Here is a 14969-nt window from a genome sequence, read left to right on the forward strand (position 1 = left end):
CGAGCGGCACCGCTTTACCGTTCCCTTAATCTTCTGCGGCCTACGGCAGCACCACGATCTTCCGCCCCACCCCCGCCGCGAACTGCTCCAGCGCCTCCGGATAGCGCTCCAGCGGGATCCGGTCGCTGATGAAGATCTCCGGGTCCAGGACGCCGGTCGCGAACAGTTCCGCCGCGCGCTCGAAGCTGTGCAGGACCGCCATGGAACCGGTGATGGTGATCTCCTGGTTGTAGACGCGGTACGGGTCGATCGTCACGCGGGTCGCGTAGTCGGCCACCCCGAACTGGAGGAAGGTGCCCGCCTTGGCCACCCGCTCCAGACCGTCCTGGATCGCCGCCGCGTTGCCCGTCGCGTCGATCACCAGGTCCCAGCCCTGCGGACGGTCCAGCTCGTCCGGGCCCGCGGCGGAGGCCGAGACGCCGAGCCGGCGTGCCGTCTCCAGGCGGGCCGGGTTCACATCCACCATGTCCACGCTCGCAGCGCCGGTCCGCTTGGCCAGCTCCAGCATCATCAGACCCATCGTGCCCGAGCCGTAGATCAGGACGTGGGCGCCCAGGCGGGACTGCAGGACGTCATAGCCACGGACCGCACAGGACAACGGCTCCACCAGCGCCGCGTCCTGCGTACGGACGTGTTCGGGCAGTCGTACGCAATTGGCGACCGGCGCGAGGGCGTACTGCGCCGCGCCGCCCGCCGTCGTCACGCCGATCGCGGCCCAGCGTTCGCAGAGGTTGTTGTGGCCGGTACGGCAGTACCGGCACTCGTGGCAGTACAGGGACGGGTCGACCGCGACCCGGTCGCCGACCGCCAGCTCGGTGACCTGGGTGCCGACTCCGACCACCGCGCCCGCGAACTCGTGGCCCGGCACGATCGGCAGCTTGGGGGCGAACTCGCCCTGGAGGATGTGCAGGTCGGTGCCGCACAGGCCGCACGCGGCGACCTCGACGACGACCTCGCGCGGGCCCGGCGTCGGGTCCGGGACCTCGGTGACGACGGCACGGCCCACGGACTCGATGACGGCGGCCTTCATTTCACGGCTCCAAGGGACAGGCCCTGGACCAGTTTGTCCTGGGCGGCGAACCCCGCGGCGAGCACCGGCAGGGAGACGACGAGCGACGCGGCGCACACCTTCGCCAGGAACAGGCCCTGGCTGGTGATGAAGCCGGTCAGGAAGACGGGGGCGGTCTCGGCGACCACGCCGGTCAGGACCCGGGCGAACAGCAGCTCGTTCCAGCTGAAGATGAAGCAGATCAGGGCGGTGGCGGCGATGCCGGGCAGGGCGATGGGGGCCACCACGCGCGCGAGGATCGTCGGCAGCCGGGCGCCGTCCACGCGCGCGGCCTCGATGACCGCGACCGGGACCTCGGCGAGGAAGGACTGCATCATCCAGACCGCGATCGGCAGGTTCATCGACGTGTAGAGGATGACCAGCAGCCAGATGTTGTCGAGCATGTCGGTGTTCTTCGCGAACAGGTAGATGGGGAGCAGGCCCGCCACCACCGGCAGCATCTTCGTCGACAGGAAGAAGAACAGGACGTCCGTCCACTTCCGGACCCGCCGTATGGACAGCGCGTACGCCGCCGGGAGGGCGAGGAGCAGGACGAACAGTGTCGAGGCGAGTGACGCGACCGTCGAGTTGATCAGCGCGGGCCAGGGGCTCGCGCCGCCGCCCGTGCCGAAGAACTCGCGGTAGCCGTCCAGGGTGAGGGCGGCGCCGAAGGAGGGCGGGTTGGTGGCCGCGTCCGCCTCCGAGTGGAAGGACGTCAGGGCCATCCACGCGATCGGCAGGAAGAACACGATGCCCAGGAGCCAGGCCACCAGGCCGAGGCCACGGCCTTTGCGTTGTACGACGGTTGTGCTCATGCCCGGCCCGCCTCCTCACGGAACAGGGACGACACCACGCGCAGGGCGAAGGTCGCGATGATGATCGAGCCGATGACGACCAGGACGCCGGCGGCCGAGGCGAGGCCGTTCTCGTGGGCCTGGTAGAAGCTCTGGTAGACGGTGTAGGGCAGGTTGGCGGTGCCGAGGCCGCCCGAGGTGATGGTGAAGACCGCGTCGAAGTTCTGGACGATGTAGATCGAGCCGAGCAGCGCGCCCAGTTCCAGATACCGGCGCAGGTGCGGGAGCGTCAGATAGCGGAACATCTGCCAGTCGCTCGCGCCGTCCACGCGCGCGGCCTCCATCTGCTGCTGGTCGCGGCTCTGGAGTCCGGCCAGCAGGATCAGCATCATGAACGGGGTCCACTGCCAGACGAGGGACGCCTCGACCGCGAGCAGCGGGGTGTGGGAGATCCAGTCGGGCTGTGGGCCGCCCACATAGTGCAACAGCCCATTGAGCAGGCCGTATTCAGGGTTGTAGAGCACATGCTTCCAGAGGAGGGCGGCTGCCACCGGGACCACCAGGAAGGGCGCGATCAGCAGGGTGCGGACCACTCCCCGGCCCCGGAAACGACGGTCGAGCAGCAGCGCCAGGAGCAGTCCGAGGACCAGGCTGACCAGGACCACCGTCACCGTCAGCAGGACCGTCGTCCACACCGACTGGCGCAGGTCCGCGTCGGTGAGGACCTCCTTGTAGTTGTCGACGCCGGTGAAGTGGCGGGCCTTGGGATAGAGGGCGTTCCAGTCGAAGAACGAGATCACCACCGTGGCCACGAAGGGCAGTTGGGTGACCACGATCATGAAGACCAGGGCGGGGAGCAGCGGGGCCCGGGTGGCCCAGGCCCTCAGGCGGGCCTTCGACGGGTCCGCGGTGCGTATGTGCGCGGTGGCCACGGGGGCCGTGGTGGTCGCGGTCATCGTCCCTCGTACTCCTCGGAGATCTTCTCGGCGAGCTGCTGGGACCGCTTCAGGGCCGCCTCGACGGACTGGCGTCCGGCGACGGCCGCGCTGATCTCCTGGGAGACCTTGGTTCCGAGATCGGTGAACTCGGGGATGCCGACGAACTGGATGCCGGGCGCCGGGCGCGGCTGCACCCCCGGGTCGTCCGGCCGGGCGCCCTCGATGGCCTGCTTGGTCATCTCCTGGAAGGAGGCGGCCGACTTCCGGTACGCCGGGTTCGTGTACGTCGACGCGCGCTTGCCCGCCGGGACGTTGGACCAGCCGATCTCGTCGCCGACCAGTTGCTCGTACTGCTTGCCGGAGGCCCAGGAGACGAACTTCCAGGCCTTGTCGGGATTGCGGGAGGCGTCCTGGATGCCCCAGGCCCAGGTGTAGAGCCAGCCGGAGGACTCGGTCTCCTCCACAGGGGCGGGGGCGTAACCGAGCTTGCCCCTGACCGGGGAGTCGGACGCCTCCAGCAGGCCGGCGGCGCTGGTGGCGTCGTACCACATGGCGACCTTGCCCTGGGTCATGTTGTTGAGGCACTCGGCGAACCCGGACTGGGCGGCGCCGGCCTCGCCGTGCTCACGGACGAGGTCGACATAGAACTTCGTCGCCTTCTCGAAGGCGGGCGAGTCGAGCCGGGCCTTCCAGCCCTTGTCGAACCAGGTGCCGCCGAAGGTGTTCACTACCGTGGTGAGCGGGGCCATGATCTCGCCCCAGCCGGGCAGTCCGCGCAGACAGATGCCCTTCATGCCGGACTCGGCGCCGTCCGCCTTCGCGGCCAGGTCGGCCACCTGGGTCCAGGTGGGGTGGGCCGGCATCGTCAGGCCCTTTTCCTTGAAGACGTCCTTGCGGTACATCAGGAAGGACGACTCGCCGTAGAAGGGCTGGCCGTAGAGCTTGCCGTCGTCGCCGGTCAGGGACTGGCGCATCGGCTTGAGGATGTCCTGCTCGTCGTAGGCGGGGTCCTTGGCCACGTACGAGTTCATCTCGTGCAGCCAGCCGTTGCGGGCGTAGATCGGGATCTCGTAGTTGGACAGGGTCGCCACGTCGTACTGGCCCGCCTGGTTGGCGAAGTCCTGGCTGATCTTGTCGCGGACGTCGTTCTCGGGCAGGACGGTGAAGTTGACCTTGATGCCGGTCTCTTCGGTGAAGCGCGGGGCGAGTTTCTGCAGCTCCGTCATCTGGGAGTTGTTGACCATCAGGACGTTGATGGAGTTGCCGCCCGCTCCCGTCCCGCCCGCTCCGACCCAGCAGCCGGAGAGCAGCGGGGCGAGCAGCGTCCCTGCGGCGACCATGGCGAGCGTGGCTCGCGGTGGCCGTCGTCGGCTCTGGGTTCGCATGGATCGCTCCTGGACATAGGGGGATAAAAGGGGTGCCGTCAGGTGTGGTGAACCCCTGTTGGACACATCGGTCGGACAGTCAGACGCGGAGGACCTGCGGGCCGAGGAGTGAGTAGCGGTGGGCCTCGGAGGAGGGCAGCAGGGTGCTCGTCACGATCGCCTCCAGCGCGCCGATCTCCGCGAACCGGCAGAAGCTGACCGCGCCGAACTTGGTGTGCACGCCCGCGAACACCGTGCGTCGCGAGGCCCGGATCGCCTGCGCCTTGACCTCGCTGACCGCGGGGTCCGGTGTGGTGAGGCCGTGTTCGCGGGAGATGCCGTTGGCGCCGATGTAGGCCAGGTCGAGGACGAAGCCGGCCAGCATCTTCGTCGTCCAGTGGTCGACGGTGGCCAGGGTGCCGGGGCGGACCCGGCCGCCGAGCAGCAGTACGGAGGTGTTCTCGGCCTCGGCGAGAGCGCCCGCGACCGGCAGGGACGCGGTGACCACGGTCAGCGGCCGGTCCCTGGGCAGGGCCTCGGCGATGAGCTGCGGGGTGAAGCCCTCGTCGACGAAGACCGTCTCGGCGTCCCCGAGCAGCTCGGCCGCGGCGGCCGCGACCCGCCGTTTCTCGGGCACGTGGCTGGTGGCGCGGAAGGCGAGCGTCGTCTCGAACCCGGCGCTCTCCACGGGGTAGGCCCCGCCGTGTGTACGGCGGACCAGGCCGTGGTCCTCCAGGGCGCGGAGGTCTCGGCGCACGGTTTCCTTGGCCACGCCGAGTTGGGTGGCGAGGGTGTTGACGTCGACGGCGCCTGTGGTGCGGGCGGTGCGCACGATGTGCCGCTGGCGTTCTTCCGCGGTACTGGTCATTCGGTCACCCGCCCTCCTGCCGTGCGCTGCCCGTTCGGGCCGTCTGCAGGAAGTTGTACAGCGGGCGGGGTGTGGTGACCAGGTCTGTTGCTCGGGTGATAGTGACCGCGTGTGCCCGTTCGGGCGGAGTCGGCCGGGGAGCTCGGGCTGTGCGGTTGCGTCGCGGGTGCCGGACCGTCGTGGCTGGTCGCGCAGTTCCCCGCGCCCCTGGGGGTGGCGCTTCGCGCCTGCCCCCGGGGTTCCTTCCCGTGCCCGGAATGGCTGCGGGCGGGCCCGTTCGGTGCCCGTCTGTGCTCGTGAGCGGGGTCAGTAGGGCCAGATCGGGGGGTCCGTCACGAACTGGCCGCCCAGGTAGGCGTGGCCCTCGTTGCCGTCCTGGAGTTCGCCCTGTTCGGCGATCAGCTTCTCCGCGTACGGTTCGGAGTCGTCCTGGGGCTCGTAACCGAGCGCCCGCGCGGTGCCGAGGTCCCACCACAGCCGGGTGTTGGCGGAGGAGCCGTAGACCACGGTGTGTCCGACCTCCTCGGCGGTCAGCGCCGCGTGGAAGAGGCGGGCGCCGTCGGCCGGGCTCATCCACAGCGAGAGCATGCGCACGCTGGTCGGCTCGGGGAAGCAGGAGCCGATGCGTACGGAGACGCTCTCCAGGCCGTGCTTGTCCCAGTAGAACTGTGCGAGGTCCTCGCCGAAGGACTTGGACAGGCCGTAGAAGGTGTCCGGGCGGCGCGGGGCGTCGATCGGGATGAGGGGATCGCCGGCCTGCGGGCGGGGGTTGTAGCCGACGGCGTGGTTCGAGGACGCGAAGACGATCCTGGGCACGCCCTGCTCACGGGCGGCCTCGTACAGGTTGTAGGTGCCCTCGATGTTCGCCTTGAGGATCTTCTCGAAGGGGGCTTCCAGGGAGATGCCCGCCAGGTGGATGATCGCGTCGACGCCTCGCACGGCCTCGCGCACCGCGTCCTTGTCGGCCAGGTCGGCGACGACCGCGTCGGGCTCGCCCTCCACGGGGCGCAGATCGAGCAGGCGCAGCTCGTAGCCGTAGGCCGGGAGCAGATCCCGCATCAGGGTGCCGAGCCCGCCGGCGGCACCGGTGAGCAGAACGGTACGGGGAGCGGGCATCCTCGGGTCTCCTTGGGGCGACGGCCGTATGAGTGCACGGTATTCACATTCATGGACAAGCTAAGGATCATTGCCCTGCTGCGTCAAGGGTGGCGCGACCTCTGTTCATAAATGTAAACTCTGATCAGAATGCCGCACGTCTGTTCTCGATCCGTGGGTTCCGTTCGTTCTACTCGTTCTAGGGAGAGCCTGTGACGTCTGCCGACCTCGTCCATCGACTCGGCATCCCCAGCGGGCCGCTGTTCTTCCCGGTCACGCCGTACGGCGCCGACGGCTCGGTCGACCTCGACACCTACCGCGCGCATGTGCGCCGGGGCGTGGAGGCGGGCGCGGCGGCCGTGTTCGCGTGCTGCGGCACCGGGGAGTTCCACGCGCTCACGCCCGAGGAGTTCGAGACTTGCGTCCGGGCGGCCGTCGAGGCCACGGCGGGACGCGTACCGGTGATCGCGGGCGCCGGATACGGCACCGCCCTCGCCGTACGGTACGCACGGCTCGCCGAGGCCGCCGGGGCCGACGGACTTCTCGCCATGCCGCCCTACCTCGTGATCGCCGGCCAGGAGGGCCTGCTGCGGCACTACCGCGAGGTGGCCGCCTCCACCGCGCTCCCGGTGATCGTCTACCAGCGCGACAACGCCGTCTTCACCCCGGAGACCGTCGTCGAACTGGCCCGTACCGAGGGGATCATCGGCCTCAAGGACGGTCTGGGCGACCTCGACCTGATGCAGCGGACCGTCAGCGCCGTGCGCACCGAGATCCCCGGCGGCGACTTCCTCTACTTCAACGGGCTGCCGACCGCCGAGCAGACCCAGCTCGCCTACCACGCCATCGGCGTCCCCCTGTACTCCTCGGCCGTCTTCTGCTTCGCCCCCGAGATCGCCCTCGCCTTCCACCGCGCGCTCACCGACGGCGACCGGGCCACGGCCGACCGGCTGCTCGACGGCTTCTACCGTCCCTTCGTCGAACTGCGCGCGCGTGGCCGCGGCTACGCCGTCGCGCTGGTCAAGGCAGGCGTACGGTTGCGCGGACTGGAGGTGGGGGAGGTCCGGCCCCCGCTGCACGAGCCGACCGAGGACCATGTGAAGCAGCTCGCGCGGATCATCGAGCGAGGGTACGAACTTCTGGAGGAGCAGCAGTGAAGGCGTCGACGTTCGTCTACCCCTGGGACGTCAACGGGGACCCGGAGGCCGCGGCCCGCATCGCCGCGCTCGGCGTACGGCAGGCCACCCTCGCCGCCGCCTACCACTCCACGCGCGCGTTGACCCCCCGCCACCCCCGCCACCGCATCGTCACCGCCGAGCACGCCTCCGTGCTGTACCCGACGGACTCGCGGTGGGAAGGACGCGAACTGCGGCCGTACGCGGCCGGAGACTGGGCCCCGGGCGACGCCTTCGGCGAGGCGGCTTCCCAGCTTCTCGAAGCGGGCCTCGAAGTGCACACCTGGGTCGTCCTCGCGCACAACTCCCGCCTGGGCGCCGAACACCCGGGCACCTCCGTCGTCAACGCCTACGGCGACCGTTACCCGTGGGCCCCGTGCATCGCGCAGCCCGCCACGCGCGCGTACCTCGTCGACCTCGCCGTCGAGGCCGCGGTGCGCCCGGGCGCGGCCGGCACCGAGCTGGAGTCCCTCGGCTGGTACGGCCTCCAGCACCTGCACGCGCACGACAAGACCGGCGGGGTCCCGCTCGGCGACGCCGGGATGTACCTCATGGCGCTCTGCTTCTGCCCGGCCTGCCGAGCGGGTTACGGCGAACAGGGCGTCGACGCCGACGAGTTGGCGACGGCCGTACGCACCGCCCTGGAGCCGCTGTGGCAGGGCACCGCCGCCGACGAGGGCTGGCCGACGGTCGAGAAGCTGCTCGGCGCGTCCCACACGGCGGCCACACGCGCGTGGCGCGACGAGACCGCCCGCACCCTCCAGGAGACGGCGGTCCGGGCGGTCCGGGCGGCGGCGCCCGAGGGCTTCCAGATCCTGCTGCACGCGGACCCCGTGACGTACCACGTCGGCGCCAACCCGGGAGTCGACCCCGAACACATCCTGTCCGTCGCGGACGGCGTCGTCGTGCCCTGCGCGGGCGGACCGGGCCTGCTCGCGCCCTTCGCCCGGGCCCGGAAGGACGCGGTGATCGCCGCCAACTTCCCCGTCATCTCGGCGATGGGCGGCAGCCCGGGCACGCTCGCGGCGGACGTGACGGCGGCGCGGGAGCTCGGGGCCACCGAAATCCGGCTGTATCACGCCGGGTTGGCGTCGGACGGCGACCTGGAGGCGATCCGCGAGGCACTGGCCGGCCTCTGAAACAGCGGCAGGGCCGTCGCGAGCCACACCACGCCGAGGACGGCCGACAGCGGCCGCTGGTCGACCAGTTCGACCAGGGCCGCGCCGGCGGCGAGACCGAGCACGTTCGGGGCGTACACGAGAGTGTGGGCCGTGGCGACCGTACGGCCCAGCAGTGCGTCCGGTGTCTCGCGCTGCACCGCGGTGAGCGCGGCGATCAGCACGCAGGGCAGGCCCGCTCCGATGGCCGCGCTGCACACCAGGGCGAGCGGATCGGAGGGGATCGCCCGCAGCCCGGCGGCGACCGCGGTCAGGGCGATGCCGTACCCGGCGAACCGCCGTTCGCCCAGGCGCCGCAGCGCGGGCCCGGAGAGCAGCCCCACCGCCACGGATCCGGCGCCCTGGACGGCGTACAGCGCACCGGCGTACGCGGGGGAGCGGCCGAGGCCGTCGAGCACGGCGTAGATCAGGGCGCCGTTGAGCCCGGCGAAGAGCATGGTGGTGCCACCGGCCAGGATCAGGGGGCGCAGTGTGGGGTGGGCCCATATGTGGCGGGCGCCTACGGTGGCCGGGGTGCTGCGGGGTGACCTCGGGCGGCCGGTCGTGGCCGGGCGTTGCCCGGTGGCCGTCGGTGGTGTGGGGGAGCCCGGTCGGCTCTCTTGGCCGTCCGCGGCCTCGGCTGCGGTGGCCGCCCTACCAGCGAGGTCGCGCCTGCTCCGGAACGTCCTGGCCCGCCCGAACCGACGTCGTGCGGTGGTCGTCGGCGGTGCGGGGGACTCCGGTCGGCTCTCGTGGACGCGCAGGCGGGCGTACAAGAGGGCGGCGATCACGAACGTGATCGCGTCGAGGAGGGCGACACCCGGGCCGCCGTAGACCGTGTACAGGCCCGCGCCCGCCAGTGGCGCCACCAGCTTCATGCCCTCCGTGATCGCCATCCGCAGCCCGTTGAAGTCACCGAGCAGAGCCGGGGCCACCGCCCCCGCGACCACGGCCGACTCCGCCGCGTCATGGACCACGCCTGCCGCGCCGTACACGAAGAGGACCGTGAGGAGGAGCCACACGCGGTCCGGGGCGTCGACGGCGAAGAGGGCCGGCAGGAGGGCCGCCAACAGCAGGTTGGCGCCGATCAGCAGGGGTTTGCGGCGGACCCGGTCGGCGAGTGCTCCGAGCAGCGGTCCGGCGAGCGTCGGTGCCCACATCGCGAGCATGCACAGGGCGGCAAGGCCGTCCGAGCCGGTGAGGTCCTTGACCCACACGCCGGACACCAGCCACAGGGCCGAGGTGCCGAAGCCGGAGACGACGACAGCGGTGAGGAACAGGGCGGAGTCACGGTCGCGCAGAACCGACCATGGCTTCCATGTCTGCCATGGCTTCCGTGTCTTCCATGTATTGGTCATGCCTGGACATCGTGGGTCTAAGGCCCCGGCGCCGGGATGGGGCAGGTGCCTTAGATGCCGACGGACACCACGCGGGCCGGGGGCCGTGCGATGAGTTCTCGGGACGCTGACGGTCTACCCCTCACGACCCCGGGAACCGTTGCCCGAACACCACGAGGAGCGCCGCATGACCGTCCCGACCCTGGACCTCGGACCGCAGACCCGCGCCATCGCCCAGCTGGCCGACGCAGTCACCGACGATCAGCTGGGAGGCGCCACACCGTGCCCGGAGCTCGTGGTGCACAACATGCTCGGCCATCTGCTCCACCTCGCCGTCGCCTTCCGCGATGCCGCGCGCAAGGACCTCGGCCCCACCACCGACACGCCCCCGACCGACTCCGTCCCGGACATCGGCCCCGGCTGGCGTGAGGAACTCCCCAAGGTCCTCGACGAACTCGCCGAGGCCTGGAGCGACCCGGCTGCCTGGACCGGCATGACGCGCGCGGGCGGCGTCGACCTGCCCGGCGAGGTCGCCGCTGCCGTGGCCGTCGACGAACTGGTCGTCCACGGCTGGGACCTGGCCCGCGCGACAGGCCGGCCGTACGACCCGGACCCCGCCGCGCTCCAGGCGACGTACGACTTCCTCCAGGCCTGCGCCGACGACCCGGGCCGGGGCGCCATCTTCGGCCCGATCGTCCCGGTCCCGCAGGACGCGCCGCTGCTGGACCGGGCCCTGGGGCTCAGCGGGCGGGACCCGCGGTGGACGCCGTAACCGGGGGACGGATCCCGTAGACGCCGGTACGAGAGTGCCGTAGAGGAACGGAAACCGGCGGCGGGTGGGAGGCCCGGACCGTACGCTCCCCACCATGCCGCCCCTCAGTCTCACCGTCCTCGGAACCGCCTCTCCGCATCCGGGACCGGGCCGCCCCTGCTCCGGCTATCTGGTGCGCGGCGGGGGCGCCGAGGTGTGGGTGGACGCCGGTCCCGGGACCTTCGCGGAGTTGCAGCGGCACACGGACCCCTCCCGGCTGACGGCGATCTGGATCTCCCATCTGCACGCCGACCACAGCGCCGATCTGCTCTCCGCCGTCTACGCCTTCGCCTACGGCGGACTCACCCCGCCCGCCCCGATCCCGGTGTACGCGCCGCCGGGCTGCGCGCACCGGCTGGCCGGGTTCTTCGGACGGTCCGACATCCGTTTCCTCGACGGGATCCTCGACTTCCATCCCCTGTACGACGGCCATGCCGTCCGGCACTGGAACCTCCGGCTCGCCGCCCGTGCCGTCGTCCACGACGCCGAGGCCTACGGGCTGCGCGCCGAGTGCGCGGGGCGCGTGTTCGCGTACTCGGGGGACAGCGGGCCCTGTGACGCCCTCGTCGAACTGGCCGCCGAGTCCGACGTGTTCCTGTGCGAGGCGGACATCGACCGTCATCGCGAAGGCGAACAGGTCCACCTGACCCCCGAGGACGCCGGCGACCTCGCCCGCAAGGCCGGAGCGCGCGAGCTGATCGTCACCCATGTCGGACCCACGCTGACCAGGGAGGCGGCGACCACGCGTGCGGCCGTCGCCTTCGCGGGGCGCACCAGTACGGCGTTCGAGGGCGCCACCCGGCTCGTCTGACGCGCCTTCTGACGCGGCTTCACAGAAACTTCGGCTTGCTCTGTCGGAAGCATTGACGAAACAACACCGTCCTCTTACCTTCAACCCGTCGTACTTCGTACGTCATATATGAGACGCGATACGCGAGATCAGATACACACGATCCGATACGCGAGATCCGAGAGGCGCGCATGACCTCTGTGCCCACGCCGATCCCCTCCCGCACGCAGTACGTGCAGGAAGAGATCAAACGCCGCATCCTCACCGGGCGCCTGACGCCGGGTCAGGCCCTGGTGGAGACCGAACTCGCCGCACAGTTCGGGGTGTCCAAGACCCCGGTGCGCGAGGCGCTCAAGACCCTGGCCGGAACCGGGCTCGTCGTGATGAACCAGTACAAGGGCGTCACGGTGCGCATGGTGGACGCGGACATGGCGCGCGAGGTCTACGACGTCCGGCTGCTCCTCGAACCCGAGGCGCTGAAGCGGGCCGTGCGCCGGGGGGCCTCGCTCGACGCCGCCCGCGACGCGCTGACCCGGGCCGACGACGCCACCGACACCGCCGAACGCTCCCTCGCCAACCGGGAGTTCCACCGCTCTCTCTATCTGCCGTGCGGCAACCCGCTGCTCGGCCGGATGCTCGACGAGGTCCGCGACCAGGCGGCCCTGGTCTCCGCGGTCGCCTGGGCGGCCTCGCCCTCATGGGAGCGGGAGGCCGGTGAGCACCGCGAGATCCTGCGGCTCGCCCTGGAGGGCGACGCGGACGGCGCGGCCCGTGCCCTGCACGCCCACATCGCGTCCTTCGTCGAACGAGCGTTTCCCGGAGTGATGGACCAGGAAGGTCAGGAATGAGCAGCGAGAGCTATCAGACCCAACGGGCGGCACTGGCCGACGTGGTGGCGATCCCGGTGACTCCGTTCGCCGAGGACGGCACCGTCGACAGGGACGTCCACCGGGCCCTGCTGCGTCGGCTGCTCGACGGGGGCATCACCACCCTCACCCCCAACGGGAACACCGGCGAGTTCTACGCCCTCACCCCCGAAGAGCGCCGCCTGGTCACCGAGTTGACCGTCGACGAGGCGGGGGACCGCGCGAACATCCTGGTCGGCGTCGGACACGACGTCCCCACCGCCGTCGCCTCCGCCCGCCACGCCCGTGACCTCGGCGCGGGCATGGTCATGGTCCACCAGCCCGTCCACCCCTATGTCTCGCAGGCCGGCTGGGTCGACTACCACCGCGCCATCGCCGAGTCGGTGCCCGAGCTCGGTGTCGTCCCGTACATCCGCAACGCCCAGCTCAGCGGCGACCGCCTCGCCGAACTCGCCGACGCCTGCCCCAACGTGATCGGCGTGAAGTACGCCGTCCCGGACGCCGCCAAGTTCGCCGCCTTCGCCCGGGACGCGGGCCTCGAACGCTTCGTGTGGGTCGCCGGGCTGGCCGAGCCCTACGCCCCCTCGTACTTCTCCGCGGGCGCGACCGGCTTCACCTCGGGGCTCGTGAACGTCGCTCCCGCCGTTTCGCTGAACATGATCGAAGCGCTTCGATCCGGTGACTACCCGGCCGCCATGAAGGTGTGGGAGCAGATCCGCCGCTTCGAGGAACTCCGCGCGGCCAACGGCTCCGCCGACAACGTCACCGTCGTCAAGGAGGCCCTCGCGTTCCTCGGCCTGTGTCGCCGTGAAGTGCGCCCGCCCAGCCGCGAGTTGCCGGAGAACGAGCGGGCCGAGGTCGCCGCGATAGCCGGCGGGTGGGCCATATGACCGACAGGGAGCGACTGAAGCCGGAGGAACTGCGCAGCCACCAGTGGTACGGCGTCGAGGGCCAGTTGCGGACCTGGTCGCACAACGCCCGCATGCGCCAGCTCGGTTACGAGGCGGAGGAGTACCGGGGCCGTCCGGTGATCGCCGTCCTCAACACCTGGTCCGACATCAACCCCTGCCACGTCCATCTGCGCGAGCGCGCCGAGGCCGTCAAGCGGGGCGTGTGGCAGGCCGGCGGCTTCCCGCTCGAGTTCCCGGTCTCCACACTCTCGGAGACCTACCAGAAGCCGACCCCGATGCTCTACCGCAACCTCCTCGCGATGGAGACGGAGGAGCTGCTGCGGTCGTATCCGATCGACGCGGCGGTGCTGCTCGGCGGCTGCGACAAGTCGACGCCCGCGCTGCTCATGGGCGCGGCCTCGGCCGACGTCCCCTCGCTCTTCGTCCCGGCCGGGCCGATGCTGCCGGGGCACTGGCGCGGTGAGACCCTCGGGTCCGGTACCGACATGTGGAAGTACTGGGACGAGCACCGCGCGGGCAACCTCACGGACTGCGAACTCCGCGAACTCCAGGGCGGGTTGGCGCGTTCTCCCGGTCACTGCATGACCATGGGGACCGCGTCCACGATGACCGCCGCCGCGGAAGCCCTCGGTATGACACTGCCGGGCGCCTCCTCGGTCCCGGCCGTCGACTCCGGGCACGAGCGGATGGCGGCCGCCTCCGGACGCCGCGCCGTGGACCTCGCCTGGACCGCCCTCAAGCCGTCGGAGATCCTCACCCGCGAGGCCTTCGAGGACGCCGTCACCACGGTGCTCGGGCTCGGCGGCTCCACCAACGCGGTCATCCACCTGATCGCGATGGCGGGACGCTCCCACGTCCCCCTCACCCTCGACGACTTCGACCGCATCGCGCGTACCGTGCCGGTGCTGGCGAACGTACGGCCCGGCGGACAGACGTACCTCATGGAGGACTTCTACTTCGCCGGCGGCCTGCCCGCCTTCCTCTCACGGATCACCGACCTGCTGCACCTGGACCGGCCGACCGTCAACGGCACCCTGGGACAGCAGCTCGAAGGAGCCGTCGTCCACAACGACGACGTCATCCGCACCCGCGAGAACCCGGTCGCGAGCGAGGGCGGGGTCGCCGTGCTGCGTGGCAACCTCTGTCCGGACGGCGCGGTCATCAAGCACGTCGCCGCCGAGCAGCACCTGCTCAAGCACACCGGCACCGCGGTCGTCTTCGACGACTACAGGACCATGCAACGCACCATCGACGACCCGGCGTTGGACATCACCGCCGACAGCGTGCTGGTGCTGCGCAACGCCGGGCCCAAGGGCGGCCCGGGCATGCCCGAGTACGGCATGCTGCCGATCCCGGACCACCTGCTCAAGCAAGGGGTGCGGGACATGGTCAGGATCTCCGACGCCCGGATGAGCGGCACGAGTTACGGCACCTGCGTCCTGCACGTGGCGCCCGAGTCGTACGTCGGCGGACCGCTGGCCCTCGTTCGCACGGGGGACAGCATCACCCTCGACGTCGAGGCCCGCTCTCTCCAACTCAACGTGGACGAAGAGGAGTTGGAGCGCCGCAGGGCGGCCTGGACACCACCGCCCACCCGCTACGAACGCGGCTACGGCGCCCTCTACAACGACCAGATCACCCAGGCGAACACCGGCTGCGACTTCGAGTTCCTGGCCAGGCCGGGCGCATCGCCAGACCCCTACGCAAGCTGAACCGAGCCCCGTAGGGGCGCGGGGAACTGCGCGACAAGCCACAACGCACCCGCACCCGCCACACAGCAGCAAGAGGCACCCCGTACCGCGAGAACCGGGCGGA

General features: G+C 70.8%; 14 protein-coding genes. 7 read left to right on the top strand and 7 right to left on the bottom strand.

Features of this window, described 5'->3' with window-relative positions; all coding sequences use genetic code 11:
- Positions 1–40 precede the first annotated feature (40 nt).
- The 6 genes from ACFYRX_RS35690 to ACFYRX_RS35715 all read right to left on the bottom strand — a co-directional run bounded on the left by ACFYRX_RS35690 (position 41) and on the right by ACFYRX_RS35715 (position 6128).
- Complete coding sequence (locus ACFYRX_RS35690; protein ID WP_389109119.1) at positions 41–1030, bottom strand: zinc-dependent alcohol dehydrogenase family protein; 990 nt, start codon at positions 1028–1030, stop codon at positions 41–43.
- A complete protein-coding gene (locus ACFYRX_RS35695) occupies positions 1027–1863 on the bottom strand; it encodes a carbohydrate ABC transporter permease (RefSeq protein WP_389109122.1) in 837 nt (278 codons plus the stop codon). The genes ACFYRX_RS35690 and ACFYRX_RS35695 overlap by 4 nt, the downstream gene beginning before the upstream one ends.
- Positions 1860–2798 carry a carbohydrate ABC transporter permease gene (locus ACFYRX_RS35700; RefSeq protein WP_389109125.1) on the bottom strand — a complete coding sequence of 313 codons (939 nt, stop codon included), beginning with the start codon at positions 2796–2798 and terminating at the stop codon, positions 1860–1862. The genes ACFYRX_RS35695 and ACFYRX_RS35700 overlap by 4 nt, the downstream gene beginning before the upstream one ends.
- Complete coding sequence (locus ACFYRX_RS35705) at positions 2795–4165, bottom strand: ABC transporter substrate-binding protein (protein ID WP_389109128.1); 1371 nt, start codon at positions 4163–4165, stop codon at positions 2795–2797. Before ACFYRX_RS35705 ends, ACFYRX_RS35700 begins: the two co-directional genes overlap by 4 nt.
- 79 nt (positions 4166–4244) lie before the next feature.
- Entirely contained in the window at positions 4245–5012 is a 768-nt protein-coding gene (locus ACFYRX_RS35710) for a DeoR/GlpR family DNA-binding transcription regulator (RefSeq protein WP_389109131.1), read from the bottom strand.
- A gap of 306 nt (positions 5013–5318) precedes the next feature.
- The gene (locus tag ACFYRX_RS35715; protein WP_389109134.1) at positions 5319–6128 is read right to left on the bottom strand and encodes an NAD-dependent epimerase/dehydratase family protein; all 810 of its coding nucleotides are present in this window, start codon (positions 6126–6128) and stop codon (positions 5319–5321) included.
- A 191-nt stretch (positions 6129–6319) separates the two neighbouring features.
- Between ACFYRX_RS35715 and ACFYRX_RS35720 the strand changes: the two genes are divergently transcribed.
- Together ACFYRX_RS35720 and ACFYRX_RS35725 are read left to right on the top strand one after the other, a co-directional pair.
- A complete protein-coding gene (locus ACFYRX_RS35720) occupies positions 6320–7264 on the top strand; it encodes a 5-dehydro-4-deoxyglucarate dehydratase (protein WP_389109137.1) in 945 nt (314 codons plus the stop codon).
- A complete protein-coding gene (locus ACFYRX_RS35725) occupies positions 7261–8421 on the top strand; it encodes a hypothetical protein (RefSeq protein ID WP_389109140.1) in 1161 nt (386 codons plus the stop codon). Before ACFYRX_RS35720 ends, ACFYRX_RS35725 begins: the two co-directional genes overlap by 4 nt.
- Here ACFYRX_RS35725 and ACFYRX_RS35730 read toward each other — a convergent pair.
- Positions 8358–9797: an MFS transporter gene (locus ACFYRX_RS35730; protein WP_389109143.1), complete on the bottom strand. Its 1440-nt coding sequence runs from the start codon at positions 9795–9797 to the stop codon at positions 8358–8360. The two genes, ACFYRX_RS35725 and ACFYRX_RS35730, sit on opposite strands and share 64 nt — an antisense overlap.
- Before the next feature lie 166 nt (positions 9798–9963).
- Here ACFYRX_RS35730 and ACFYRX_RS35735 point away from each other — a divergent pair, with 166 nt between their 5' ends.
- The 5 genes from ACFYRX_RS35735 (at position 9964) to araD (ending at position 14866) form a co-directional block, all read left to right on the top strand.
- Positions 9964–10548, top strand: a complete 585-nt coding sequence (locus ACFYRX_RS35735; RefSeq protein WP_389109146.1) for a TIGR03086 family metal-binding protein — start codon at positions 9964–9966, stop codon at positions 10546–10548.
- A gap of 94 nt (positions 10549–10642) precedes the next feature.
- A complete protein-coding gene (locus ACFYRX_RS35740; protein WP_389109148.1) occupies positions 10643–11398 on the top strand; it encodes an MBL fold metallo-hydrolase in 756 nt (251 codons plus the stop codon).
- Between the two features lie 170 nt (positions 11399–11568).
- Positions 11569–12225, top strand: a complete 657-nt coding sequence (locus ACFYRX_RS35745) for a GntR family transcriptional regulator (protein WP_389109151.1) — start codon at positions 11569–11571, stop codon at positions 12223–12225.
- Positions 12222–13133 carry a dihydrodipicolinate synthase family protein gene (locus tag ACFYRX_RS35750; RefSeq protein WP_389109154.1) on the top strand — a complete coding sequence of 304 codons (912 nt, stop codon included), beginning with the start codon at positions 12222–12224 and terminating at the stop codon, positions 13131–13133. Before ACFYRX_RS35745 ends, ACFYRX_RS35750 begins: the two co-directional genes overlap by 4 nt.
- Positions 13130–14866 (top strand): L-arabinonate dehydratase, encoded by a 1737-nt coding sequence (gene araD / locus ACFYRX_RS35755; protein WP_389109156.1) that lies wholly within the window; start codon positions 13130–13132, stop codon positions 14864–14866. The genes ACFYRX_RS35750 and araD overlap by 4 nt, the downstream gene beginning before the upstream one ends.
- Positions 14867–14969 lie beyond the last annotated feature (103 nt).

Origin of the sequence: Streptomyces sp. NPDC005374 (genome assembly GCF_042872225.1) — a bacterium.
Classification (GTDB): Bacteria; Actinomycetota; Actinomycetes; order Streptomycetales; family Streptomycetaceae; genus Streptomyces.